Raw genomic sequence first — 25,326 nt, forward strand, 5'->3', positions numbered from 1 at the left:
TGACGGTCAGAAGGGGAAGTTCTGGAACGCCACGGGCCGCAGGAACCGCTGGATCGCCGCCGTGCCGACGGAGGTCGACAACGGGGCCGTGGTTGCCGGCCAGGGGCCTCCGTGCTGTTGCGCGTGGGTCACGGCGACGCCCGTGGGCCACTGGTTCCAGATGACCCGTCCGGCGATGGCCGCCAGGGGCGCGACACAGGTCCGGGCGACATCGTCGGAGTCGCCGGCCTGGATCGTGGCGGTGAGCGTGCCGGAGAGCCGATCGAGGAGCTCGCTCAGCTGGTCCAGGGACGAGTACTCGACCAGCAACGCGGCGGGGCCGAAGCACTCGTGCATCAGGGGGCTCGGGTCGGCCAGGGCATCCGCCCCGGACAGCCCGTACAGCTCGGCCCTCGGGCCGTCCCCCGTCTCGGGCCCCTGCCACAGCTGAGCGACGCCGGGCATGGCGGCCAGCTCGGTGACGGCGTCGTGGAACCGCTCCTCGATCTGCGGGTTGAGCATCGGCCCGGGGAAGACCTCCGGCATCGACTTCACGAAGTCGTCCGTGCCGGGGACGAACAGCACTCCCGGCTTGGTGCAGAACTGCCCCGCGCTCAGCGTGAACGAGGCCGCGAAGCCGGCGACGATCTCATGCCGGCGGTCGCGCCATCCGTCGGGTGTGACGACCACCGGGTTCGTCGCGCCGAGTTCACCGTAGAAGGGGATCGGGTCCGCACGCCCGACCGCGATGTCGAAGAGCGCCCGGCCGCCCGCCTGTGAGCCGGTGAAGCCGACCGCCTTGATCCGCGGATCGGCCACGAGTGCCCTGCCGGTCTCGATGCCCTCGACGAGCGACAGGGTTCCCTGTGGCGCCCCGGCGGCGGTGAGCGCCGACATCACTTCGCGCGCCACGGCACGCGACAGCTCTGGATGGCCGGGGTGGGCCTTGACGACGACGGGGCAGCCGGCCGCCAGCGCGCTCACCGTGTCACCGCCGAAGACGCTGAAGGCGAACGGGAAGTTGCTGGCCGCGAACACGGCGACGGGACCGATGGCCACCCATCGACGCGTCAGCGCCGGGCGTGGTGGGGGTCCCCAGTCCGGGTCCGCCGGATCCGCCGTTTCGCGGGTGAGGTTTCCGGCCTCGAGTTCATCGGCGAAGAGCCGCGCCTGAAACACCGTGCGGGTGAGTTCGCCGGACAGCCGGCCGTGGTCGAGTCGGGTCTCGGTCCGGGCAAGTTCGATGAGCCTGTCGCGATCGCCTTCCAGCCGGTCGGCTGCTGCCCGAAGCCAATTCGCCCGTTCGTGCGGTGTCGCGTTCCCGGCCGCCCCGGCACACGCGGCCGCGGCGGACAGGGCAATTTCTAGGTCGCTAATCTTGATGCTCCGGTTCTTGCTGTTGTCTGCGGGGTGGTGTGCTGCAACCCCAGCGACGTCATGTCTTCGATGGTCCAGGCCTTCACCTCGTCGAGGTGGATCGCGGCCGCTTCGGCCGCGGCGGCAGCATCGCGGAGGGCCATCGCTTCAAGGATCTTCAAGTGGGTGCCCAGCGTGTCGGCGACCCGGTGCGTGCCCGTGGCACCGATCACGCGCAGCCATTGACCGAAGGGCTCGATGGACGACCGGACCTGCATCAGCCGCGCATTCGCGGTCGCCTCGATGATTCCCCGGTGGAAATGCGTGTCGCTCAGGAAGAACGGCTCGAAATCGCCCTGTTCTGCCGCCTCGATGGCCTTGGCCGTCTCCTCACGGAGCTTCTCGATCTGGTCCATCGGCATGCGCTCCGTCGCGATGAACGTCGCGACCCATTCAATGCCCTTGCGGACGTCGCATACTTCGATGACGTCGTCGATGGTCGGCTGCGCCACGTACGTGCCTGAACGGGGACGGGTCTCGACCAGCCGGTCACGCTCCAGCATGGCCAGCGTGTCCCGCACAGGGGTGCGGGACACGCCGAACTCATTCGCAATGGCCAATGGGTCGAGACGGCTGCCGGGCGGATATGCGCCGGTGACGATGCGATCACAAACGACTCGGTAGAGCTGGTCCGAAAGGGACTCGACCACAACCCGATGTGTCATCGCCTTGTTCCCCGCCATCCCGGTAACCCCACTCGATCATCTGGCGCTGTGCAAGCGCGTCATCCTAGCCGACCACTCCGGCCGACACGAGTGCAACACGAATGCTTTCGCGCTCCTCCTCGGTGGCCGGCTTGAACGGCATGCGGGGGAACCCCACGGGCCGGCCCTGCAGGTCGAGGGCCGCCTTGATCCGCGCCGGCAGGTTGGGGCCGTCGATGGCCGTCCAGACGGTGAGGATCCGCTCGTGCAGCTCCAGCGCCCGCGCGTGGTCGCCTTCCTGCACGGCGTTCCACAGTTCGACGCTCAGCGCGGGCGTCACCGTGGGGATCGCCGCGAGGGCCCCGTGGGCACCCATGACGAAGGCCGGGTAGTGCAGGTCGTCGAGGGCGGCCAGGACCTTGATCCGGTCACGGACGCGGTTGAGGAGCTGGGCGAGCAGGTGGATGTCCCCGCCCGACTGCTTGATGGCGATGACCTCGGGAAGCGCCGTGAGCTTCTCCACCGTCTCCACCGGCACGAGCGACCACGGGACGACGTTGTAGAGGATGATCGGCAGCCCCACCTCGTCGGCGATCGCCTTGAAGTGGGCCACCGTCTCGTCCGCGGAGGGGGCGAAGACGTAGTGGACCGGCGTCACCTGGAGGACGTCGACGCCGACCTCCTTGAGAGCCTTGCCGTAGCGGATCGCCTGGGCCGTGGAGTTCTGGATGATGCCGCCGACGACCGGAATCCGGCCGTTGACCTCCTCGACGACGACCCGGCAGATCTCCCTGCTCTCCTCGAGCGAGAGTGTCTGGCCCTCGCCCGTGCTGCCGCACGCGCAGATGGCCGTGATCCCCTGCTGCAGGAGGTAGCGGACGTCCTGGCGAAGGAGGTCGTAGTTGACCTCGTCGTTCTCGTCGAATGGCGTGACGACGGTGGAGATCATGCCGTGCAGATCGATGTTGCCCATGAAGTACGTTTCCTGTTCTCGTCGTATTGGCTGCAGGGGACTGCCGTCTCGTCAGTCGGCGTGACGGATGCTCCGCAAGAACTGCTTTGTCCGGTCATGACTCGGATTCGTGAAGAACTGCTCAGGCGGGCCTTGTTCGATGACCCGCCCGTCGTGCATGAAGATGACCCGGTCCGCCGCTTGACGCGCGAACGACATCTCGTGGGTGACCACGATCATGGTCATGCCGTCGGCCGCGAGGTCGAGCATCACCTTCAGGACCTCACCGACCAGCTCCGGGTCCAGCGCGGACGTCGGCTCGTCGAAGAGCATGAGCTTCGGTCGCATCGCCAGCGCGCGTGCGATCGCCACCCGCTGCTGCTGCCCGCCCGAGAGCTGGGCCGGGTAGGCCTTCTGCTTGTCCGTGAGGCCGACTCGTTCGAGCAGCTCCACGGCGCGCGCACGGGCCGTGCCCCGGTCTTCGCCGAGCACGCCGCAGGGCGCCTCGATGATGTTCTCCACGACGTTGAGGTGAGCGAAGAGGTTGAATCGCTGGAACACCATGCCGATGGGGATGCGCTGCCGGGCGGCCTGCGCGGGGGTCAGCTCCCGGTACACGGATCCGTGTGGCTCGTAGCCGATCAGCTCGCCGTCGACCCAGATCTCTCCGGCATCGATGCTCTCCAGGTGGTTGACGGCTCGCAGGAGCGTGCTCTTTCCGGCGCCGGAGGCTCCCAGCAGGCACACCACCTCGCCACGCTGGACGTCCAGGTCGATGCCCTGCAGCACCCGCACGGCGCCGAACGACTTTTCGACACCGCGGATCGAGACGAGTGGCCTGGGATTCGCGGCAGTCACTCGGTCACCTCCCTCGGCGCCCGCCCCCGCATGAACGGTGGCCGGACGACACTGCGCATGATCGACTTTAGTGAGGCCGAACCCGACTGGCGCCCCACCGTGGCGTCGAACCTGCGCTCCACGAAGTGCTGCAGCACGCTCGTGATGCTGACGATGACCATGTACCAGAACGCGTCCGCGAAGAGCGTCTCCATCACCTGCAGGTTCACCGCGGAGACGTTCTGCGCGGCACGCAGCAGCTCCGGGTACGTGATGACCGAGGCGAGCGACGTCGTCTTGAGCATGTTGATGAAGTCGTTGCCCGTCGGCGGGATGATGACGCGCATCGCCTGGGGCAGGATCACCCTGCGCATCGTCCGGCCCGGGGACATCCCGAGCGCGCCCGCCGCCTCGATCTGACCCGCGTCGACGCTCTTGATGCCGCCGCGGACGATCTCGGCCATGTACGCGGCCTCATTGAGCGCCAGGCCGAGGATCGCGGCGACGAAGGGCGTCATGACGTCGTTCGTCGACCGGTCGATCAACATCACGTCCGTGCCCGGGATACCCACCGCGATCCGGGGGATGATCAGGGCAAGGTTGTACCAGACGAGGATCTGCAGCAGCACCGGGACGCCGCGGAAGATCCAGATGAAAAACGCGGCCGCCGAGCTCGCCACGGGGTTCGGCGAGATGCGCAGGACGGCGAGCACGACGCCCAGCACCACAGCGATCACCTGGGACACGACGGCGAGCACGACCGTCGCCCACATCGCCTGGATGAAGATCGGACTGCGCAGGTAGATCCCCACGCCGGCCCAGTCGATCCGCGCCCCCGCCAGTCCGGCGACGACGAGGGCGAGGATCGCGATGATCAGGGCGCCCGTGACCCAGCGCCACGGGTGCCTGCGACGCACGGTTTGGCGGGGAGCATGCTCGCCGGCCTCGTCGACGAGGCCGCCGCTCACAGGAGCCTTCAGGTTAGGAGCCTGCATTGATCTGCGAGTTCTTCAGCGCACCGTCGGCGACGCCCCAGACGTCCAGGATCTTGGCGTACGTACCGTCGTCGATCAGCGACTGGACGGCCGCCTGGGTCGCGTCACGCAGCTGGATGGACTCCTTGTTGAAGCCGATGCCGTAGGGCGCTCCGTTGATCGGAGGCGCGGCCACCGCCTCGAAGTCGTTGCCGTTGCCGGAGGTCTGGGCGATGTAGCTGACGTTCGGCAGGTCATTGAGCTGCGCGTCGACGCGTCCGAGCTTCAGGTCGTTGAGGCGCTGCTGGTCCGAGGTGTTCGGGATGGCGGCGATCGGGTCCTTCCCCTTGCAGAGGGTGGGGTTCACCTGGTTGACCCACGCCTCCTGCGAGGACCCCGGGGCCATGTTCACCTTCTTGCCGCACAGGTCCTCAGGGCCCTTGATCTGCGAGGGGTTCCCCTTCTTGACCATGATCGACATGCCCGAGTTGAAGTAGGTGACGAAGTCGATCGCCTTCTCGCGGGTCTTGTTGTCGTTCATCGAGGCGATCGTGAGGTCGACGCGCTTCGACTGCAGGCTCGAGATCAGCGTGTCGAACTGCATGTTCTGGATCGACACCTCCACGCCGAGGCGCTTGCCCACCGCGTTGATGAGGTCCACCTCGAAGCCGACGGGAGTCTTCCCGTCCGCGGCCAGGAACGTCGCCGGGGGCGACTGGAGGTTCGATCCCACCGTGATCTTCGTGAGGCCGCCCGGCAGCTTCGCCGACGCCTGCGCGTCCTTCGAGACCGCGGCCGCGATGGCGGCGCCCCGCTGCTGCGGTCCGGCGTTCTGGGTCGAGGTGGCGGAGTCGCTGCTCGCGGCTCCAGGGATCTCGTTCGCGTCGCTACAGGCCGCGAGCGAGCCGACGAGCAACAACATGGCCACGGGAGCGGCCGCGATGGCTTTCCTGAGATTCATGATCATGCGCTTTCTCTTGCCGGGCCGACGCCCACTGGACCGTGGCGGCGGGAAGCTTGGACGCTTGAGAGGTATTCACCGAGGCGGGCGACTCCGGTGCGGACGTCGTCACGGGTCCCGCCGAACGAGATCCGCAGGTAGTCGTCGCCGTTCACGCCGAACGCGGTGCCGGGGGCGGTCGCCACGCGCGCCTCTCGCAGCAGGTCGAGTGCGAGCCGCTTCGATCCGCCCTCGACGCCCGGGACCTTGAGCCAGACGTAGAAGGCCCCGCTGGGGACCACCGCCGGCTCGAGCCCGAAGCCCCGGAGGTCGGCGATCACGAGATCACGGTTGCGCAGGTAGGCGCCGACGGACTCCGCGATGAAGTCCTGTGGCCCCGTCAGCGCCGCGAGGGCGGCCGCCTGCCCGACCGAGCTGACACAGCTGACGATCGGTTCGTGGATCTTCGCCACGAGCCCGGCGACCCCGGGAGGCAGCGTCAGGTACCCGATCCGCCAGCCGGTCATGGCGTAGGTCTTCGAGAAGCTGTGTGCGGTGATGATCCGGCCGTTGTCGGCGACCGCGGCCGCCGAGACGAAGCCGTCCGTGAAGGAGAGCTGGTCGTAGCACTCGTCGGAGATCACCCACAGGCCATGACGATCGGCCACCTCGAGAAGACGCTGCATGAGGGTGCGGTCGATGATCGTGCCGACCGGGTTCGACGGGGAGTTCAGGAGCAGTACCTTGGTCCTCGGCGTGATGAGCGACTCGATCTCGTCGGGGTCGGGAAGGTATCCGTTGGCCTCCACCAGGGAGTAGCCCACGGCCCGCGCCCGGATCAGATGAGCCATGCTCAGGTAGTTGGACCAGCCGGGGTCGGGCAGGAGAATCTCGTCGCCCTCGTCGCAGAGGGCGAACAGCGAGGCGTAGAGGCCCTCCACGGCTCCGGTCGTGACGATCATCTGCGACGCTTCGGCTGGAATCCCGTTCACCCGGGTCACCTTCGCCGCCAATGCCTCACGAAGCGCGGGCACGCCCTCGTTGGACGTGTACTTGGTCCATCCGTCCCGCAGGGCCTGGCAGGCCGCGTCGACGACGTGCTGCGGCGTCGCGAACGCAGGCTCTCCGATTTCGAGGTGGCTGACATCGGGGAGGGTCAGCGCGACCTCGAGCACTTCGCGAATTCCCGACCGCGGGGTGCGCAGCGCCAGCGGCGAGAACCCTGCGCTCTCTGGCTTCACAGTTTCCCCATAGGAGTGACTCGATTCAATTTCGATTGCTCGCTCTCGGATGTTCCGGGGCCGGCACGACTGCGTGCTTGATCGGGCCCAGTTGGACCCATGGCCCCGCGCGCTGAGGGTTCGCTGCTGGTGGCGCGTCGACCGCTCGATCTGGCGCCGCATCTGGTTGTGCCGGCGCGCCAGTGACACGTACACCTCGTCGAAGGGGTCCTTCGCCGGTCGATGTAGTTCGTGAGCATGCCACATGTGATACATCAGATGCAAGACTTCAGTTGTGGCATATCGTTTGCCATCCTGTCCCCAGGTCTTGCCGACGCGCGCTTACTGGGAGACCGCGCGGACGCGACCGCTCTCAGCATGAGGAGACTGATGAGCCGATCCTTCATCCAGGGCGAGCCGACGGCGCTCGCCGCATCCCTCGCCGGCTTCGCAAGGGCCAACTCGGACTTGGTCCAGCTGGTCAACGACCCCGTCTGCCTGGTCGGGCTCCACCGCGATCCAAGGCGGCAGGTGGGGCTGGTCTCCGGAGGCGGGTCCGGTCACGAGCCGCTCCACAGCGGCTTCATCGGCGTCGGCATGCTCGACGCCGTGGCCCCCGGCCGGATCTTCGCCTCCCCGCACAACAGCCAGATTCTCGAAGCCAGCCGGCGTGCGGCGCTGCCCGGCGGCGTCCTGCACATCGTCAAGAACTACACGGGCGACCGGATCAACTTCGGCATCGCCGCCGAGCGCCTGCGGGCAGAGGGCATCGAGGTCGGCCGCGTCCTGATCGACGACGACCTGGCGACGGAGAGCGATCAGACAGCGACCGGACGTCGCGGCACCGGGGCGACCGTCGTGGTCGAGAAGGTGCTCGGCGCGGCCGCCGATCGCGGCGACGACCTGCGCTCACTGATGGCGCTGGGCCAGCGCGTCGCGGGCCGGTCACGCAGCCTGGCGGTCGCCTCGGGCGGTCTGACCTCACCTCAGACCGGAGCGGAGGCGTTCGCCGTCCCGGACGGCATGCTCGAGTACGGCGTGGGGATCCACGGCGAGCGGGCTCCGGAAGTCGCTGACCGGCCGGCCTTGGCCCCTCTCGTCTTCCGGATGACCGATCAGCTCCTGGCCGGGCTGCCGGACGGGCCGGACGACCTGATCGCCGTCGTCAACGGACTCGGCGGGACGACGCAACTGGAGCTGTTCGCCATCTACGAGCACCTGTGTGACGTCCTCGACAAGAGGGGGCAGCGCGTCGTCGGGCGCCTCGTGGGCACCTACGTGCCCGCCCTCGACATGCCGGGATTCTCGCTGACCCTGACCCGTGCCGACGACGAAACCGCAGCACTCTGGCACGCACCGTGCTCGACGCCGACGTTCAACGGAAGGTTCGCGTGACGAATCCAGACACCGCACAGGGCCGGTTCCTGCATGCCCTGGCCGACCGCTCCGCCCAGTTCCACGCCGAACTCACCGCCTACGATCTCGCCTCCGGTGACGGCGACTTCGGCGACAACCTCCGCGACGGCATGGCCGCGGTGGTCTCCCGGCTCACGCGCGGCACGGAGGAGCCTCTGCAGGCCGCGGCCGCCGTGTTCCTGGACGAGGTCGGTGGGACCAGCGGCCCCCTCCTCGGCCTGCTCTTCGCCCAGCTCGCGGTGGCCTGCGGCGATTCCATGTCCGCGCAGGCGGTGGCCCAGGGCCTGTCCTCGGGCCTCGACGCCATCCAGCGGGTCGGCGAGGCCGCCCCCGGGGACCGGACGCTGGTCGACGCACTGTTCCCGGCCGTAGCGACCCTCAAGGCCGGCGGATCGCTCGCCGAAGCGGCGGCCGCGGCCTCGGAGGGCGCCCACCGGACCGCCACGCTGACCGCCCGGCGGGGACGCGCCAGCTACGTCGGCGAGCGGGCGGTCGGAGCCCCGGACCCCGGTGCGATCGGCATCGCCCTGCTCGTCAGGGAGGTCGCGGAAGCGGCCGAACCAGGCTCGACGACCCTGTCCGCCGCGGACGTGGTCACGCCGGCGAACGGCGCGACAACCGGCTGACCCGAGCCGGGCCCGTACGAAAAGGGAGGAGCACTTCGTGCTCCTCCCTTTTTTGCGGGCCATGAGCGTGACAACTGTCGCTTTGCCATGTGGCATCATGCAATTTGCGGCGCGGATGGTCGCCGATCATCGGGATGTGCCGAATGTCGGTCATTGCGCCTGATAAACATTCGCACAAATCGAATGTGTCCGGAAATGCCGGTAAATCGCCGGGCGCGCCCGTTGATCGAATTGCCCGTTGTCGCCCGAAGCGCCGCGACGACCGCCGGCACCCGCGAGCCATTCTCATGTTGTCCATTGTGGACCGGACCGCGCGCAACCTGGTGTCCCTGCAAGGGATCGTGATAGGCCGTACGAGATCCACTGGCGCCCCCATGAAGCAACACGCGCCCCCATCAACCAGAGGAGAACCGATCGTGCGCACATCTGGGTTGAACCCCAGGCGCTGGCGGGGCAGGACGCTAGCCGCGTTCACTGCCGCCGCCGTCGTGGCGACGAGCGCGGTGACCGCCGCGCCCGCCGCTGCCGATCCCAAGCCCAACCCCGGAAAAGCCCATGACGTCGACGGGCACGGCCCGCGCGACGTCGACAACCGCCGCGGCGGCAAGGCGCCGACCGCGAAGCAGAAGGCGGCCGCCGACCGTGTCGGCGCCGCGAAGATCCGCTGGAACTCGCTCGGTGAGCCCGAGGCCGTCGGCCCGGACAAGGCCCTGGCCACCGGCCTGAACGGCGACCCGGTCGCCGCGGCCCGCCAGTACCTGCTCGACAACCAGGACCTGTACGCGCTGGACGCCCCGGCCGTCGCGGCGATGGAGCCCCTGCTGGTCCAGAAGCTCGGCACCGGCGATGTCGTGCTGCTGCGCCAGCGCTTCGGCGACCTGCCGGCCGGCCACGACGGGCTCGTGTCGATCCTGATCGACAAGGGCAACGTCGTGCGGGTCACGTCGTCGCTGACGCGGGACACCGCCGCGCCGGAGCCGGCGACGCTGTCGGCGGCCGACGCCGTCGCCGCCGCGCTGGCCGACGCCGGGCTCACGGCCGGTCAGGTCAGCGAGCCCGACGTCCTCGAGGTCGGCGTGCCCACTCCCGAGGACGGGGTGCGCGCCGCCTACCAGGTGAGCCTGGTCTCCACCGACGCCGACAACCCGACGGCGTACACGACCTTCGTCGACGCGCGCACAGGCGGCATCCTGGTCCGCGAGGACATGGTCGACTTCGACTCCGACAACCCGACCTGGGCCGTCTTCCCGGCGACCGCGCCGACGACGCTCCCGGCGGGCACGGACCCGCGGGTGACCTGGTGCTTCACCCCGGCGGCCAACTGCATCAAGCCCGTGAAGGACGCCGCGTCGGGCAAGGCCTGGGACGTCAACCAGCTGACCGGCCAGCCGACGTTCACCTCGTCGGGCAACTCGGCCAACAACGTGGTGCAGTGGGGCGGCGGCGTCGCGGCCTTCCCGGCGGCGACCCGGACGGACCGCAACTACAACTACCAGTTCACCGACGCGTGGCACGAGGCCAAGTGCAACCCCGAGGTGTTCACCTCGGCCGGTCGCAACGACGGCGACGCGGCCGTGGCGAACCTGTTCGCCATGCACAACCGGATGCACGACTTCAGCTACCACCTGGGCTTCACCGAGGCCACGTGGAACATGCAGGTCGTCAACATCCAGCCCGGCGGCCTGGGTAACGACCCGGAGCAGGGCCGCGCGCAGTCCGGTGCCCTCAGCGGCAGCCGCAACAACGCCAACCAGAGCACCGGCCGCGACGGCCAGGCGCCGACGACCAACATGTACCTGTGGCAGCCCGTGGCCGGCTCGGCGTACCCGCCGTGCGTCGACGGCGACTACGACATGACGGTCATCGGCCACGAGTACACCCACGCGATCACCAACCGCATGATCGCCGGCCCGAACAACGGGATCACCGGCACGCAGGGTGGCTCGATGGGCGAGGGCTGGGGCGACCTGGTGGCGGCCGAGTACCTGTTCGAGAACGGCCTGCGCGCCGCCGGCGACACCCCGTTCGTCACCGGTGCGTACGTCACCGGCAACGTGCACGAGGGCATCCGCGACTACGACGCCAGCAAGAGCCCGCTGAACTACTCGGACTTCGGGTTCGACCTGGTCGGCCCCGAGGTGCACGCCGACGGCGAGATCTGGGTGGCCACCAACCTTCGGGTGCGGCAGGAGTTCGTCAACCGCTACGGCCTGGGCACGCCCGAGCTGCAGCAGAAGTGCGCCGACGGTGCCGTCGACGCCGCCTCCTGCCCCGGCAACCGGCGCTGGATCCAGCTGATGTTCGACTCGTACCTGCTGCAGGCGGCCAGCGGAGCCACCATGATCAGCATGCGCGACAACATGCTGGCCGCGGACCTGGTCCGCTTCGGCGGGGCCAACCAGGACATCATCTGGAAGGCGTTCGCCGAGTCCGGTCTGGGTGAGGGCGCGACGGGCACGTCGTCGGACACCGACCCGACGCCGAGCTTCCACTCGCCTTACGCCGACAACGCGACGGTGAGCCTGCGGACGATGGCCGGCTCCTCGGGCGCGAACGTCACGCTGTACGTCGGCGACTACGAGGCGCGGGTGACGCCGGTGGCCGACACCGACCCGTCGACCCCGCTGCCGGACACGTTCCAGATCCTGCCCAACACCGAGTTCCACTTCGTGGTCAACGGCAAGGGCTGGGGCAGCCAGAAGTTCACCGCTTCCTTCAAGCCCGGCAAGGCGCAGGACCTGAAGCTGAAGCTGCCGCAGAACGTGGCCTCCTCGGCGCTCGGCGCGGTGGCGTCCGGCGACGGCGTCAACCTCGACAAGGTCAACGACGAGACCGAGGGCACCAACTGGGCATCGGTGAACGGCGTGGCCGGCAAGCAGGTCACGATCGACCTGGCCGGCGACAAGCCGGTCAACGTCCAGTCGCTCAACGTCAGCGCCATGCTGCGCCCGGCGCTGCGGGGCGACGTCGACGCCAGCACGGCGAACCAGAACCGGTTCAGCGCGCTGCGTTCGTTCGCGGTCCTCACCTGCGACGCCACGAAGGCTGACTGCAGCAAGGACTCCAGCTACACGGAGGCGTACCGCAGCGCCGACGACGCCTTCCCGGGCGGCGCCTGGCGTCCGGTGGCGCCGCAGCTGAACCTGCGCGCCTTCGAGATCCACCCGACGCTGGCCACGCACGTCCGCGTGGTCGTGCTGACCAGCCAGTGCACGGGCAACCCGTTGTACGCCGGTGAGCAGGACAACGACCCGCGGGCGAACACGGACTGCGCTGCCAACAGCCAGTTCCGCAACGAGGTCCGCATCGCCGAGGTGCAGGTCTTCGGCTCCAGCGGCAAGATCACGCCGGAGCAGTAGCCGGCACCGTCCAGGGCCCCGTCGGCGTCGTCCGGCGGGGCCCGCGCGCGTGATCCGGCGGGGCTCTGACGGCCTGCCCACCGGTGGGCGCGGGCAGGCGCTGCCGCGACGGTGCGGGTGCTGCGCATATCGTGCCGGGTAGAGGGGGTTCGGATGTTTCTGTGGGTGCACTACGCCGACATGGTGATCGCGTTGGTGCAACTGCCGGTCGCGGTGGTGGCGTGGTGGGCCGCGACGGGAAGGCGAGACCCGTCACGGACGTCGGTCGCGGCGTTCACGGTGCTGCTCGGCACGGCCGTGCTGCGGCTCGCGGCCGGGGTGGTGCTGCTGCGCTGGGGGTGGGAGTTCGCCGGGCCGCGGCTCGTGTGGGTGGTGCCTGCGCTGCTGGTGGCGGCGACGACGTACCTCGCCTGGCGGCGCCCCGGCCGGTGGTCGGGTGGAGCAGGCGCGGTGGCCGGCGCCGCGGGCACCGTGTCGGTGGCCGCCATGGCGCTGCTGGCCGGGGTGGGCCCGGCGGCAGCCGCCGGCGGCGCGATCATCGCGGCTTCGATGCTGGGCTATGCGTACCGGAGGCTGCCGCGCCGTCCTGCGCCGGCACGGGCCGGGCGGTGGCGGGCAGCGGTGCGGGCGGCCGCCGGTGTCGCGTCGGTGGCCGCGGCGACGGTGGCCCTCTCGACGGCCAGCGCGCTGCCGGCACGCAGCAGCATGACCGGCGGCGCCGTGGACGACGGCGGCGGCACCGCGGCGGGGCACCGGCACCCGGGCGGGATCAGCGTGACCGAGCTGACCGGTGCGGATTCAGGCGACGCGACCGTGCGCCGGTTCACGCTGACGGCGCAGGAGGCCACGGTACGGCTGGACTCCGGCGCACGGGTGGCGGCGTGGACGTTCGACGGTGTCACGCCCGGCCCTCAGCTGGTGGTCCGGCACGGCGACCTGGTGGAGGTGACGCTGGTCAACCGGCTGCCCGGGGTCGGGGTGACCGTGCATTGGCACGGCGTCGACGTGCCGAACGCCATGGACGGGGTGGCCGGGGTGACGCAGGACGCGGTCGCGCCCGGAGCCAGCTTCGTCTACCGCTTCCGGGCATCGCGGGCCGGCACCTACTGGTACCACTCCCATGAGATGTCCTCCGTGCAGGTCCGGCGCGGCCTGTTCGGCGCCCTGGTCGTGCTGCCCCGTGACGCGCCGGCGCAGCAGGACGCGGTCGACGAGACGGTGCTGCGGCACACCTGGGGCGACGAGGACGGGGTGGCGACGCTCGGCCTGGCCGCCGGCGTGCAACGGCGGTCGGTGCCGGTCGGGCGGCCGGTGCGGCTGCGGCTGGTCAACACCGACGGCAAGCCCGCCACGTTCGCCGTGACCGGCGCGCCGGTGCGCGTCGTGGCGATCGACGGCACCGACGTGCACGAGCCGGGCGTGCTGCCCGGGGCCCGGATCCTCGTCGGCGGCGGCGCCCGCTACGACGTGGAGTTCACGATGCCCGACGCCCCGGTGACGCTGCGCGCGGACGGGCCGGGCATCGTCTACAGCCCGCGCGGCGATGCTGGGCCGGACCGTGCGGCGCCGGAGCCGGCGCTGCTGGACCCGGCCCGCTACGGTGCCCGGACCGCCACCCCGTTCGCGGCGGACAGCCGCTTCGACCGGCGGTTCGTCCTGCGCGTCGACGAGCGGCTCGGCTTCTACGACGGCCGCCCGGCGGTGCGGTACACCCTGAACGGCGCCTCGTTCCCGGACGTGCCGATGCTCATGGTCGCCGGCGGCGACCTGGTCGAGGTGACCTACGTCAACCGCAGCGGCCAGCACCACCCGATGCACCTGCACGGCCACCACATGCTGGTGCTGTCCCGCGACGGCCGGGCCACCACCGGCAGCCCGTGGTGGGTGGACACCCTGGACGTCGGACCTGGCGAGACGTACCGGGTGGCGTTCCGCGCCGACAACCCCGGCCTGTGGATGGACCACTGTCACGACCTCGAACACGCCGCGAACGGCATGATCCTCCACCTCGGCTACACCGGGGTCACCAGCCCGTTCCTGACCGGCTCCGGCACGCCGAACCATCCGGAGTGAACCGCTGCGGCCCGGCTCAGCCGACCAGCGCCTGGCCGCTGGAGAAGACGTTCGTCGGGTCGTAGGAGCGCTTGATGCGCAGCAGCCGGTCCCGGTCGGCGGTCGCCCAGTTGGCCAGCAGCGCCTCCGGACCGGCGTGGCCGGAGAAGTTCATGAGGCCGCCCGGCATCGTCTCCACGGCGAGCAGCCGGGCGGTGACCTCGTCCACGACCGGCGCCAGCTCGGGCAGGCCGAGCCCGATGGCGAACAGTGAGTACTGCGCGCCGCGGCCGCTCACGGCGTTGGGGATGGTGGGCGTCCGCGCGAACGCGCCGCCGAGGTGCCGGATCTCCACCATCATCAGCGGTACGTCCACCTGAGGGCCGGCGACCGCCAGCACGTGGTCGACGGTCTGCGCGGTCAGCTCGTTCAGCAGCACGCCGCGCTCGCGGGACGGGACCGGGTCGACCGGGTCCTGGTGCACGGCGTCGACGGCCGAGTACGGCAGCCATGACACGTCGTCGATGATCGCGGGCGCCGCGGCACGCATCGGGGCGAGGAGCGCGGCGCCGTCCTCGGGTGTGCCGAGGTACGCCACTCGCAGGTGCGCCACGTACGCGCCGCGTAGCGGCTCGGGCAACTGCGGCAGGGGCGGCAGCCGCAGCAGGGCCACCGACGTGCTCATCTCCTCCGGCAGCCCGGCCGTCCACGCCCGGTACGCGTACAGGACGTCGGCGGCGTGGCTGCCCGGGAAGTAGATGCCGCCGCCGAAGAACCCGGCGACCTCGAACAGCCCGAATTCGATCTCGGTCACGATGCCGAAGTTGCCCTTGCCGCCGCGGACCGCCCAGAACAGGTCGGCCTCGTGGTCGGCGTCGACGGTGCGCAACGCGCCGTCCGCGGTGACGATCTCGACGGAGCGGACGTGGTCGGCGGCGAAGCCGTACCGGCGTCCGAGGGGCCCGGCGCCGCCGCCGAGCGTGTAGCCGACGACGCCGACGTGCGTCGACGAGCCGTTCAGCGGCGCGAGGCCGTGTGCCGCGGCCGCCTCGACGACCTGCTTCCAGCGCACGCCGGCGGCCGCGCGGGCGGTGCGCGTCACCGGGTCGACGGAAACGGCGGTCATCCGGCCGGTGGTGACGAGCAGGCCGCCGGTCACCGGGCGCACCGCGCCGTGCCCGGTCGCCTGGACCGCGACCGGCAGGCCGTTGGTGCCGGCCCAGCGCACCGCGGCCGCGACGTCCTGCGCGCTGGTGGCACCGACGACGACGAGCGGCTCGTGGTGGGTGGCGACGTTCCAGGACGCGACCTCGGCCGCGTAGCCCTCGTCGCCGGGAACGAAGACGGGCCCGGCCGTGACCGGGAGATCAGTGAGTGCGATGGTCATGCCGGGTACGGTGCCGGAGCCCGCTTGGCCCGTGGTTGGATCGCGGCTCGTCGGCGCTTGGGCGCCGCTAGTGCTTCTCTAGGGTCGCCAGCTGCGCGTCGCTGGCCGCGATCAGGTGTGCCGCGCCGAGCCGCTCGTGGGCGGCGCGGGCCGATCGGGCGTGGTCCAGCGCCGCGTCGCGGTCGCCGAGCCGGGCCGCCAGCTCGGCGAGGACGAAGTGCATCGAGCCCCAGGTGGCGCATCCGCTGCCGACGGTGCAGCACCGGTCGGCGAAGGGGGCGATCTCGTCGTACAGCTCGCGCGGGTCGGGCGTGCCGAGGCGTGCTGCGATCAGGGCCCACTGGAACGCCACGAACTCCCAGCCCCACAGCTGCTCCCGCGCCGTGCCCCAACGCTCGACCAGCGACCGGGCCAGGTTCTCGTCGCCGGACTCGCAGGCGGCCAGCACGGCGGTCGGGCGCAGCAGCTCGTACTGCGGCTCATCGGCGCAGCGCACCAGCTCGTCGCGCAGCTCGCCCGGGCGGCCCTGGAAGCGCCGGCTGGTGTACAGCAACGCCAGCCGGATCCACTGCGTGCCCCACAGACTGGTGTGCTCCTGCAGCGCGTACGCCTCGCCCACGAGCCGTTCGCCCTCCGCCCAGCGGCCGGCCAGCATCGCGCGACCGGCCTGCGCATACCGCACCTGCGCCGGCAGTACCGGCGTGCGGATGTCCTCGGCCAGCCGCACGCAGCGGGCGAGGTCGGCGTCGAACCCCGCGATGTCGCCCGCGATCACCTCGGTCATCATCCGGTGCAGCCGTGCGGTCACCTCGACGGTGTGTGGCAGCGACGCGATCGTCAGCAGCTCGTCGACCGTGGCGCGGCGTTCCCGGTCGCGCTGCGGCACCCACGCGACGTGCCAGAAGTTGTTCAGCGTGCGCGTCAGCAGCTCGGGGTCGCCGAGCTCGCGCGCCAGCCGCACCGCCTCCGCGGCGTGGGCCTCGCCGGCTTCACGGTCGGGGCTGTGGTAGAGCTCGACGGCGAGCGTGCCGAGCAGCACCGCGCGCCGGTAGCGGTCGTTCGGGTCCAGCCGGTCCAGCTGTTCGCGCAGGATGCCGATCATCCGCTCGTCGACGGTCAGGTATGGCCGCCACAACCACAGGGTCACCCCGCCGAACAGCGTCGCGGCGTCCATCGCCAGCTCGTCGTCGCCGAGCTGGCGAGCCAGCGTCAGCGCCTCGTCGAGCACGGCGCGGGTGCCTGCCACATCGCCCGCGGCCCGCCGCGCGACGCCGAGGTCCACCAGCAGGCGGCACCGCTGCGCGGCGGCACCCGGGCGGGTCGGGTCCAGGGCGCCGAGGGCGGACTCGAGGTACCGGGCGGCCTGCTCGTAGGCCAGCTGCGCCATCGCCACCTCGGCGGCCCGGGTCGCGTACCGCACCGCGCGCTCCGCGACACCCAGCCGCGCGGCCATCGTGAAGTGATGCACCAGGCGGCCGAGCAGTTCCGGGTCGTCCGGGCGGTCGAACGCCTCCAGCGCCTCGCCGACCTGCCGGTGCAGCCGCGCCCGCCGCAGGCGGCTCAGCCCGCCGTAGACCGTGTCCCGCACGAGGGCGTGGGAGAAGCGGTAGTCCCAGCCCTCCGGCACCTCCAGCAGTACGCTCGCTTCGACCGCCGGCTCGAGGTCCGCCATGACGTCCTCCCCCCGCTCCTCGGTGGCCGCCTCCAGCAGGAGCGGGTCCACGTCCCGCCCGATCACCGCGGCGGTCTCCAGCAGCGCGCGGGTGCGCTCCGGCAGCCGTGACAGGCGCCGGGTGATGACGTCCCGCACCCTCTCCGGCACGCCGGTCCCGGCAACCGCCTGCGCGCTGCCCCACCCGCCGGGGTGCTCGCTCTCCAGCAGCCGCAGCAGTTCCTTGAGGTAGAACGGGTTACCGCCGGTGCGCTCCAGCAGCGCGGCCGCGACCGTGCCGCCGGACCGGTCCCGGTACCCTGGCGCGAAGCCGGCCGTGTACTCGGCGATGTCGTCAGCGGTCAGCGCGCCCAGCCGCAGCCGTTCGGCGCCGCGCTCATTGGCCAGCAGCGCCAGCGTCTCGCGCAGCGCCGGGCCGGCGTCGGCCGACTCCGGGCGCAGCGTGGCGAGCACCAGGATCGGCAGCCTGTGCAGCGCCGGTGCGAGGTGCGCCAGCAGTTGCAGCGACGAGGCGTCGGCGACGTGCAGGTCGTCGATGACGATGAGCAGCGCCCGCGCGGCGGCGTGCGTGCGCAGGACGTCGGCCACCGCCTCATGCAGGTGGAACAGGGCAGTGTCCGGGTCCTCGGCGCGCCAGCGGTTCTCGCCCCGCCCGGTGAGCACGTCGAGCAGGTCCCGCACGGCGTCGGTCTCCGGCAGGGCGCGCAGCACCTGCGTCCACGGCCAGAAGGCCGGCGTGGCGCTCGCCTCGACGCACCGGCTCCATGCCACGTCGAGCCCGGACTCGCCGCCGAGCTCGGCCGCGCGCTCGGCCAGGCGGGTCTTGCCCAGCCCTGCCTCGCCGGCGACGAGCAGTACACCGCCGGCCCCGCCCCGGGCCAGCTCGATGCGCTCGGTGACGTGACGCACCTCGCCGCTGCGCCCCACGAGCGGCTCGGCGGCCTGCCGCCCTGCCGGCGCCGCGGCCTCAGCCGCACGCCGGGCCGGCGCCGCGGCCCCGGTGACGGTCAGGGCCACCCGCGCCGGCGACGGCGCCAGGGACGGATCGTGGCGCAGGATCGTCGCCTCCAGCGCGCGCAGCTCCGGCCCGGGCGGCAGCCCGAGCTCCTCGTCGAGCAGCGCGCGGGCCCGGCGGAACGCGGCCAGGGCGTCCGCCTGCCGGCCTTCGCGGTACAGCGCGAGCATCAGCTGCCCCCACGACCTCTCGCGGAACGGCCGGCGGTCCAGCATCGCCTGCGCCTCCGCGATCGCCGCCCCGTTGCGGCCGGTGCCGAGCCAGACGTCGACCAGGTCCTCCCGCGCGGCGTCACGCAGCTCGTGCAGGTGCGTCACGGCCGCGGCGGCGAACGCCTCGTCGGCGAGGTCGGCCAGCGCCTCGCCGCGCCACTCGCCCAGCGCCTCGCCCAGCACCCGCTCGGCCGCGACCAGGTCGCTGCGGCCGAGGGCCTGGCGAGCGGCCTCGGCGCGGGCGGCGAAGCGGACCGCGTCGACCTGCTCGCCGTCGACCGCCAGCAGGTAGCCCGGATCCCGGGTGAGCAGCACCGCCGGCGGCGTGCGCGGCGGCCGGTCCGGCTCCAGGGCGCGGCGCAGCTGCGAGACGTACGCCTGCATGGTGCCGGTGGCGCTCGCCGGCGCCTCGCCGGCCCACAGCCCTTCGACGATGCGGTCAGCCGAAACCACGCGGCCCGGCTCGAGCAGGAGCATCGCCAGCACCGCGCGCTGTTTGCGGGCGCCGAGCTCGATCGGCTCGTCGTCCCGCGTCCGCGCCTCGATCGGGCCCAGGATTCGAAAGTCGAGCCGCGTCACCGACGCCACGATAGCCGTCTCAGCGACCCGGCAGATCGGCCGAGCGATCCCCGAACCAGCTCCAGACGGACGACGCCGCGCCTCACCTGAGGCCCTGGTCGAAGGCGGGCGGTCGCCGACGACGACGCGTGGGTGGCGTTACATGCCAGTTGGTGATGGCGTTCCGGCCGGCGGTGTCGCCGGGGCCGACGGCTGCATGCCGCCGTGCTCGTGCAGCCGCACGAACCGGGCGGTGTAGGTCTCGCTGTCACCCGTGCCGCTGGTCGTGCCGGCGATGGTGACGTTCGAGCCGGCCTTCAGAACACCAGGTTGCAGTGTGTGCCGGCTCTCGAAGACCCGCAGGTCGCTGCCGAGCGTCCACGTCCTGGTCCAGCCGTCGGCCGACTTCACGGTGACCGACGACTCCGAGATGGACGTGAGCGTGCCCTTCTGCATGGCCACGTGCACCAGTCCGTTCTTGGTCTGGACGGTGCCCTCGCCGTGCTCGACGCCCCTGAGCATGTCCCCGTGTTGCCGCTGCTCGCCTGCTGTCGGACCCGGACTGGGTGCTGTGGTCGCGACACCACCGCCAGGTGGGGCCGGGGTGGGTTGGGCGCTCGCCGCCACCGGTACACCGGCCACACCCGCTGCGGTGAGCACGGCGGCACTGAGCGCAAGGCCGATTCGATGAAACATGGCCCCTCCTCTTCTGGACCAACTGGTCTGATACCACCCCGAACAGCCGCCAAACCACACCGAACGCACCATATCCCCGGCCACATCCCCGGCCACCGTTCAATCCGCGCGGCGTACGTTTGGACGGGGCGTCGCAGAGAGGCGAAGGCCATGTTTCAACGTGCAAGCCGGTGGCGGGGCGATGCGGACCGCCGCGGTGCGCGGTATCCGGTCTCGGTGGCGCTGGACCGCGAGCCAAGTGTCGCCAGCCGGGTGCGGGCGACGTTCGCGCGGCTGCTGCCGACGGCCCCGCCGCCGGCACCGCTGGGAATCCCGGTCGCCGTGATGCTGATCGCGGTCGAGACGTTGGTGCTGCTCGCGCTGCGCCCGGCCGCCGGCACCGGCCAGAGCGGCGAGATCTATCTGCTCGGCGTTCTCATCATGGCGACCGTCTGGGGCGCGACGGCGGGTGTCGCGACGGCGGCGGTCAGTACCATCGCCTACAACTACTTCCTGGTCGCGCCGGCCGGGCTCCATCTCACGCTGCGGCGTGACCTGCGTCAGGTCGTCGTGTTCATGGTCGCCGCGATCCTCATCAGCGGCATCGCCGATCTGGCCCGGTCGCGCGCGGTCGAGGCATCCCAGCGAAGAGCCGAGGCCGACTTCGGCGCCGAACTGGCGCGCACCACGCTCAGCAGCGACGACGTGCCCGGCGCGCTGGCCGTGGCCTCGCGGCACCTGGCGGACCTGCTCAACCTGCCGCGCGCGGCGATCGAGCTCGGCGACGCGCCGCGCGAAGGACCCGACATCGTCATTCCGCTGGACGACCGGGGCACCGTGCCGGGCGTCCTGCGACTGCCGGCCGGCACCCCGCCGGCGACAATGGAACGCGTCGGCGCTCGGCTCCTCCCGTCGCTGAAGGCCGTCATGCGCGCCGTACGGGACCGGGAGCGCATCCTCACCTCGCTGCGGGCGAGCGAGCGCGAGTCCGCGGAGCTGATGGAGCAGCAGGCCGCCCTGCGTCGCGTGGCGACGCTCGTCGCGTGCGGCGCCGCACCGGCGGAGGTGTTCGCCGCGGTGACGCGGGAGCTGTGCCACCTCTTCCACGGCTTCGCCGCGGCGTTGGTCCGCTACGAGCCCGACGGCACCGGCACCCGGGTGTCCGGCTGCGACGAATCCGGCAACGCGCTGCCGCCGACGAACGTCAACATCACCGGAGACAACATCACCGCCACGATCCTGCACACCAGGCGGAATGCCCGGGTGGACGACGACGAGACGGCGACAAGCCCGATCGCGCCGGCCGAGCGCACCATGGAGGTCCACTCCGCCGTCGGCGTGCCCATCCTCGTCGAGGGCGACCTGTGGGGCGTGACCGTCCTCATGTCCTCCAGGCGGGAACCGATACCGGCCAACGCCGAGGAACGCCTCCACGGCTTCACCGACCTCGTCGCCACCGCCATCGCCAACGCCGACAACCGGGCCCAGCTCATCATCTCCCGCGCCCGGCTCGTCACCACGGCCGACGAGGCGCGCCGCAAGATCGAGCGGGACCTGCACGACGGTGCCCAGCAACGGCTCGTGTCGCTCGCGCTGGAACTGCGCATGGCCGCCGACGCCGTGCCGGCCGAGCTGACCACGGTCCGCGACCTGCTGCGCCAGGGCGTGCAGGGCCTGACCGACATGCACCAGAACCTGCGCGAGCTGAGCCGCGGCATCCACCCGGCGCTGTCGTCGCAGGGCGGTCTCGCGCCGGCCCTCAGGGCCCTCGCCCGCAGGAACCCGCTGCCGGCCGAGGTCGACCTGCACATCGGGCAGCGCCTGCCCGAGCGGGTCGAAGTGGCCGCGTACTTCGTCGTGGCAGAGGCACTGACCAACGCCGCCAAGTACTCCCGGGCGTCCGTCGTCTTCGTCGCCGCGAGGGCGGACGACACGACGATCCGGTTGTCCATCCGCGACGACGGCGTCGGGGGTGCCGACATGAGCCTGGGCACCGGGCTCATCGGCCTGCAGGACCGGGTCGAAGCACTGGGCGGCCGGCTGACCGTCGTCAGCCCGCCGAGGCACGGAACGACCCTGACGGCCGAGATCCCGCTCCATCACGGAAACCTCGAACACGGAGACGTCCACGGCGCTCCACCGCGCGCGGCGCGGTGCTCTTCCGCCACGCTGCCGGGCTGCGCTCGGGGCGCGAACGAGCGCCGGACCTGACTCCCGCTCCGGCGGCTCAATGCCCACACATGACGATTCTCAGCGCTGTTGGCACGTTCTATCCACTTTCGTCGCAACACGCGCCCGAGAGCACATCAACGCCACAACGGTCGAATGAGATATTGATTCCGGCTAAGGTCAATGACATTCCGAAACCAAAGGAGAGGTCACTGTGCCATTGACGCAAGCCGATCTAGCGACTCTCGGGAGTGCGCCGATCACCATCAGATCCACGTTCTTTGACAACGTGTACCTCCGCATGGACGGCACCTCGGTGAACGGTGCCGGACCGGGCGGCACCGTCAATTGCCAATTGAATGCCGGTGCCAAGGAACGATTCGTGCTCCGCCCCCAGGCCGACGGCTCCTACTCGGTGGAATCGGTCGCCTCCCCGAACGTGTTCCTGCGCATGGACGGCACCGGGGTCCCCACCACCGGAGCCGGTGGTGGGACCGTCAACTGCCAGTTCAACGCCAACGGCGGCGCGAACCACAAGTTCAACCTCCGGGCCCAGTCGAACGGCTCATTCTCGTTCGAGTCGACCGCATTTCCCGGCACATTTCTGCGCCTGGTCGGCTCGGGCGTCACCACCCGCACCGACGGCGGCGGCGGAATTGTGAACTGCCAGCTCAACGCTAACGGCGGTGCGCACGAATCGTTCTTTCTGGCCCGCGACGACCAGCTGCTGGACTTCGTGATGGAGCGACAGCAGCAGACCTACTGGTGCTGGTCGGCGTGCACGGTCAGCGTCGAGAAGTTCTACAATCCGGCCACCACTCTCACGCAATGCACGCTGGCGAACACCGAGTGGGGACGCAACGACTGCTGCGGTGCGGGTGGGGCCGGAGCATGCAACCGGGGCAACTGGCCGCAGACCCCGATGCAGCGCCTCGGGCGGCTCAATCAGGATCTGCGAACCACGCTGACCGTCGCGCAGATCTCCGACGAGCTCGCCAAGGGCGCACCGTTCATCGCCGATGTCGTCTGGCGGGACGGCAACTCCCACGTCCTGGCGGTGCACGGCCGCAAACAGATCAACGGCGTCGAGTACGTCACTGTCGCCGATCCCGGCTACGGCAGCTCCACCTGGACCTATGACGACTTCTGCGCCCGATACCAGAACATCGGGACGTGGCGCTACTCGTACACCACCAAGCGCTGAGGGGACCACATGCCGCTGCACCTGCCCGAACCGCCGTCGGGCGCACACGACCACGTCAAATCCAGGCTGCACACCATCGCCGCCCACGGTGGTTTCCACACCAAGGCGCTCCGCGGCGCCCGGGCGGACCAGCTGGACGTGTCCAGCCCGCATCAGGTCTTCACCCTCGGGGCGGACGACATCGCCGCGGGAGGCGGCCTCGACCGGGCCGAGCCGGCCGGCTGGCGTTATCTCGTCGAATCGGGCGGGCAGGTCGTCGCCAGCGCCGAGACCATGCCCGCACCGGACGGGACCCAGCGGTTCGCCAACGTCAACGAAGGTCCGTTCGTCGACGCCACCGACAAGGCCATGAAGGTCGTCCGGAAGCTGCCCAAGCTCGAGGCGGCCGGCTTCGAGCTGCGCCTGCTGCGCGTTCCCAGCCTGTACCTGACGGCGCTGTGGCTGCACTCGTCCGCCGAGGACCTGCTCGTGCCGCTGCAGCCGTCACCGATCGGCAAGGAAGGCAAGAGCATGTCCACGGCGGAGTTCTTCAGCGACCTCGCCGAATACGCCCGGTCCCGGCCGTCGCTTCCCCCGCCACCGCCGGCCTGACGGTCGTCGCCCGGCCGGCCCTACCGCACCGTTTCTCAGCAGCGCGATCGGCTCGGCACAGCGGGAGACCGGCGGCTCACGGCCGCGTCCGGTCTCCCGCCGTGCCGGACACCAGGTTCTACCAGCCTGCGCCCATTCGATGTCGTCAATACATTTCCGGAAGATTCCGGTACGGACAACCCTGATCGGGCCGCGATGATCGGCTCGGTATCGTCGGGTCATGCGGTACGTGGCGATCGGGGACAGTTTCAGCGAGGGCATGGGCGACGAGCGGCCGGACGGCATCCCGCGCGGGTGGGCCGACCTGGTCGCGGCCGCGCTGGGCGCCGCCGACCCGCAGTGGCAGTACGCCAACCTGGCGATCCGGGGCAGGCTGCTCGAGCCGATCGTGACCACGCAGCTGGACGCCGCGCTGGCGATGTCGCCGCCGCCGACGCTGGTCTCGCTCAACGGCGGCGGCAACGACATGATGCGCCGCGGCGCGGACCTTCCGTACCTCGTGCGGCTCATCGAAGGGGCGATCGAGCGCTGCGACGAAGCCGGGGTCCGTCTCATGGTCCTCAGCGGCGCCGACCCGTCGGACCACCTGCCGCTCGGACGGGTGCTGCGCCGCCGCGCCGAGCAGCTCACCGAGGCGGTACGGGAGCTGACCGCCCGCCACGGCGTGCTGTTCGTCGACTGCTTCGGCGACACCGAGCTGCGCCGGGCCGGGTACTGGTCGGCGGACCGGCTGCACCTCAACGCCGCCGGCCACCGCCGGGTCGCGGGCCTCGTCCTCGCCGCCCTGGGTGTCGCCGACGCCGAGCACCGGCTCGACGACACCGCGGCGGCGTCCCGCGGGCTGATCGTCCAGGCCCGGTACTACCACCAGCACGTCCTGCCGTGGGTGCTGCGCCGGGTCCGTGGCCGCTCGTCCGGCGACGGACGCGCGGCGAAGTATCCGGCATGGACCAGCGTCTCCTGAGCGGGCAGGCGCCTCGCGGGTGACCGCCTACACCCTGCGGCATAAGGCGCACCCCGCCGGACTGGCGGACCTGGGTGGTCGCCGCGGCTGAGGGCCCTGCGCACGGCGCGACACGCCGGCACAGCATCTTGGGTTGTGAATTCCGACCCGCACCCATATATGGTGTCGCTTGCAGCTGGTTCGGCCGCCCTTCCGGGGCGGTCGTGGCAACAGGGAACCCGGTGTGAGTCCGGGACTGCCCCGCAGCGGTGAGTGGGAACGACCGCCGTCATCAAGCACTGGGCCGCGAGGCCTGGGAAGCGACGGCCAGTAGGCGGCCCCGGATCGATCCTGGGTCATGCCCGCGAGTCCGAAGACCTGCCAGCGCACCGTGCGCCGGGACGGCGTGCGGTGGTCGGATGCCGCGTGGGACGGCTGACGCCATCGCCGGGCGCTGTGCGCCCTTCTGTGGCGGCTTCCCCCTG

At 71.0% G+C, this 25,326-nt stretch carries 18 protein-coding genes and 1 riboswitch; of the genes, 8 read left to right on the top strand and 10 right to left on the bottom strand.

The annotated features are described in order from the left end of the window. Positions 1-6: 6 nt before the first annotated feature. From ACFY3L_RS24300 to ACFY3L_RS24330, 7 genes are read right to left on the bottom strand one after another with little or no spacing between them, the layout of a single operon-like run. The gene (locus ACFY3L_RS24300; RefSeq protein WP_389328852.1) at positions 7-1,434 is read right to left on the bottom strand and encodes an aldehyde dehydrogenase (NADP(+)); all 1,428 of its coding nucleotides are present in this window, start codon (positions 1,432-1,434) and stop codon (positions 7-9) included. Continuing rightward, positions 1,344-2,078, bottom strand: coding sequence for a GntR family transcriptional regulator (locus tag ACFY3L_RS24305; RefSeq protein ID WP_389328149.1), 735 nt, complete (start codon positions 2,076-2,078; stop codon positions 1,344-1,346). Before ACFY3L_RS24305 ends, ACFY3L_RS24300 begins: the two co-directional genes overlap by 91 nt. A gap of 46 nt (positions 2,079-2,124) precedes the next feature. After that, complete coding sequence (locus ACFY3L_RS24310) at positions 2,125-3,012, bottom strand: dihydrodipicolinate synthase family protein (RefSeq protein ID WP_389328152.1); 888 nt, start codon at positions 3,010-3,012, stop codon at positions 2,125-2,127. A 51-nt stretch (positions 3,013-3,063) separates the two neighbouring features. Beyond that, the gene (locus ACFY3L_RS24315; RefSeq protein ID WP_389328155.1) at positions 3,064-3,849 is read right to left on the bottom strand and encodes an amino acid ABC transporter ATP-binding protein; all 786 of its coding nucleotides are present in this window, start codon (positions 3,847-3,849) and stop codon (positions 3,064-3,066) included. Continuing rightward, positions 3,846-4,796, bottom strand: coding sequence for an amino acid ABC transporter permease (locus ACFY3L_RS24320; RefSeq protein ID WP_389328158.1), 951 nt, complete (start codon positions 4,794-4,796; stop codon positions 3,846-3,848). The genes ACFY3L_RS24315 and ACFY3L_RS24320 overlap by 4 nt, the downstream gene beginning before the upstream one ends. Positions 4,797-4,809: 13 nt before the next feature. After that, on the bottom strand, positions 4,810-5,763 hold the full coding sequence (locus ACFY3L_RS24325; protein WP_389328161.1) for an ABC transporter substrate-binding protein: 954 nt from the start codon (positions 5,761-5,763) through the stop codon (positions 4,810-4,812). 2 nt (positions 5,764-5,765) lie between these two features. Then, the gene (locus ACFY3L_RS24330; RefSeq protein WP_389328164.1) at positions 5,766-7,178 is read right to left on the bottom strand and encodes a pyridoxal phosphate-dependent aminotransferase; all 1,413 of its coding nucleotides are present in this window, start codon (positions 7,176-7,178) and stop codon (positions 5,766-5,768) included. Positions 7,179-7,220: 42 nt separating this feature from the next. Here ACFY3L_RS24330 and ACFY3L_RS24335 point away from each other — a divergent pair, with 42 nt between their 5' ends. The 4 genes from ACFY3L_RS24335 to ACFY3L_RS24350 all read left to right on the top strand — a co-directional run bounded on the left by ACFY3L_RS24335 (position 7,221) and on the right by ACFY3L_RS24350 (position 14,436). Continuing rightward, positions 7,221-8,357: a dihydroxyacetone kinase subunit DhaK gene (locus ACFY3L_RS24335; protein ID WP_389328855.1), complete on the top strand. Its 1,137-nt coding sequence runs from the start codon at positions 7,221-7,223 to the stop codon at positions 8,355-8,357. Next, a complete protein-coding gene (gene dhaL / locus ACFY3L_RS24340) occupies positions 8,354-9,004 on the top strand; it encodes a dihydroxyacetone kinase subunit DhaL (protein ID WP_389328167.1) in 651 nt (216 codons plus the stop codon). Before ACFY3L_RS24335 ends, dhaL begins: the two co-directional genes overlap by 4 nt. Positions 9,005-9,420: 416 nt before the next feature. After that, complete coding sequence (locus ACFY3L_RS24345; protein ID WP_389328170.1) at positions 9,421-12,363, top strand: M36 family metallopeptidase; 2,943 nt, start codon at positions 9,421-9,423, stop codon at positions 12,361-12,363. Between the two features lie 153 nt (positions 12,364-12,516). After that, positions 12,517-14,436 carry a multicopper oxidase family protein gene (locus ACFY3L_RS24350; RefSeq protein WP_389328173.1) on the top strand — a complete coding sequence of 640 codons (1,920 nt, stop codon included), beginning with the start codon at positions 12,517-12,519 and terminating at the stop codon, positions 14,434-14,436. 16 nt (positions 14,437-14,452) lie between these two features. On the opposite strand, the gene ACFY3L_RS24355 is transcribed toward ACFY3L_RS24350, so the two are convergent. The 3 genes from ACFY3L_RS24355 to ACFY3L_RS24365 form a co-directional block, all read right to left on the bottom strand. Continuing rightward, the gene (locus tag ACFY3L_RS24355) at positions 14,453-15,802 is read right to left on the bottom strand and encodes an FAD-binding oxidoreductase (RefSeq protein ID WP_389328176.1); all 1,350 of its coding nucleotides are present in this window, start codon (positions 15,800-15,802) and stop codon (positions 14,453-14,455) included. A gap of 67 nt (positions 15,803-15,869) precedes the next feature. Further along, entirely contained in the window at positions 15,870-19,280 is a 3,411-nt protein-coding gene (locus ACFY3L_RS24360; RefSeq protein ID WP_389328179.1) for an ATP-binding protein, read from the bottom strand. Positions 19,281-19,418: 138 nt separating this feature from the next. Further along, the gene (locus ACFY3L_RS24365; RefSeq protein ID WP_389328182.1) at positions 19,419-19,781 is read right to left on the bottom strand and encodes a hypothetical protein; all 363 of its coding nucleotides are present in this window, start codon (positions 19,779-19,781) and stop codon (positions 19,419-19,421) included. Positions 19,782-20,171: 390 nt separating this feature from the next. Here ACFY3L_RS24365 and ACFY3L_RS24370 point away from each other — a divergent pair, with 390 nt between their 5' ends. The 4 genes from ACFY3L_RS24370 to ACFY3L_RS24385 all read left to right on the top strand — a co-directional run bounded on the left by ACFY3L_RS24370 (position 20,172) and on the right by ACFY3L_RS24385 (position 24,862). Then, a complete protein-coding gene (locus tag ACFY3L_RS24370; protein WP_389328185.1) occupies positions 20,172-22,145 on the top strand; it encodes a DUF4118 domain-containing protein in 1,974 nt (657 codons plus the stop codon). A gap of 259 nt (positions 22,146-22,404) precedes the next feature. Beyond that, a complete protein-coding gene (locus ACFY3L_RS24375; protein ID WP_389328188.1) occupies positions 22,405-23,307 on the top strand; it encodes a C39 family peptidase in 903 nt (300 codons plus the stop codon). Positions 23,308-23,316: 9 nt separating this feature from the next. Continuing rightward, positions 23,317-23,898 carry a hypothetical protein gene (locus tag ACFY3L_RS24380; protein ID WP_389328190.1) on the top strand — a complete coding sequence of 194 codons (582 nt, stop codon included), beginning with the start codon at positions 23,317-23,319 and terminating at the stop codon, positions 23,896-23,898. 220 nt (positions 23,899-24,118) lie between these two features. After that, positions 24,119-24,862: an SGNH/GDSL hydrolase family protein gene (locus ACFY3L_RS24385; protein ID WP_389328193.1), complete on the top strand. Its 744-nt coding sequence runs from the start codon at positions 24,119-24,121 to the stop codon at positions 24,860-24,862. 159 nt (positions 24,863-25,021) lie between these two features. Beyond that, positions 25,022-25,242, top strand: a riboswitch (cobalamin riboswitch). The last annotated feature ends 84 nt before the right edge of the window (positions 25,243-25,326 follow it).

The organism is Dactylosporangium sp. NPDC000521 (assembly GCF_042898305.1).
GTDB lineage: Bacteria > Actinomycetota > Actinomycetes > Mycobacteriales > Micromonosporaceae > Dactylosporangium.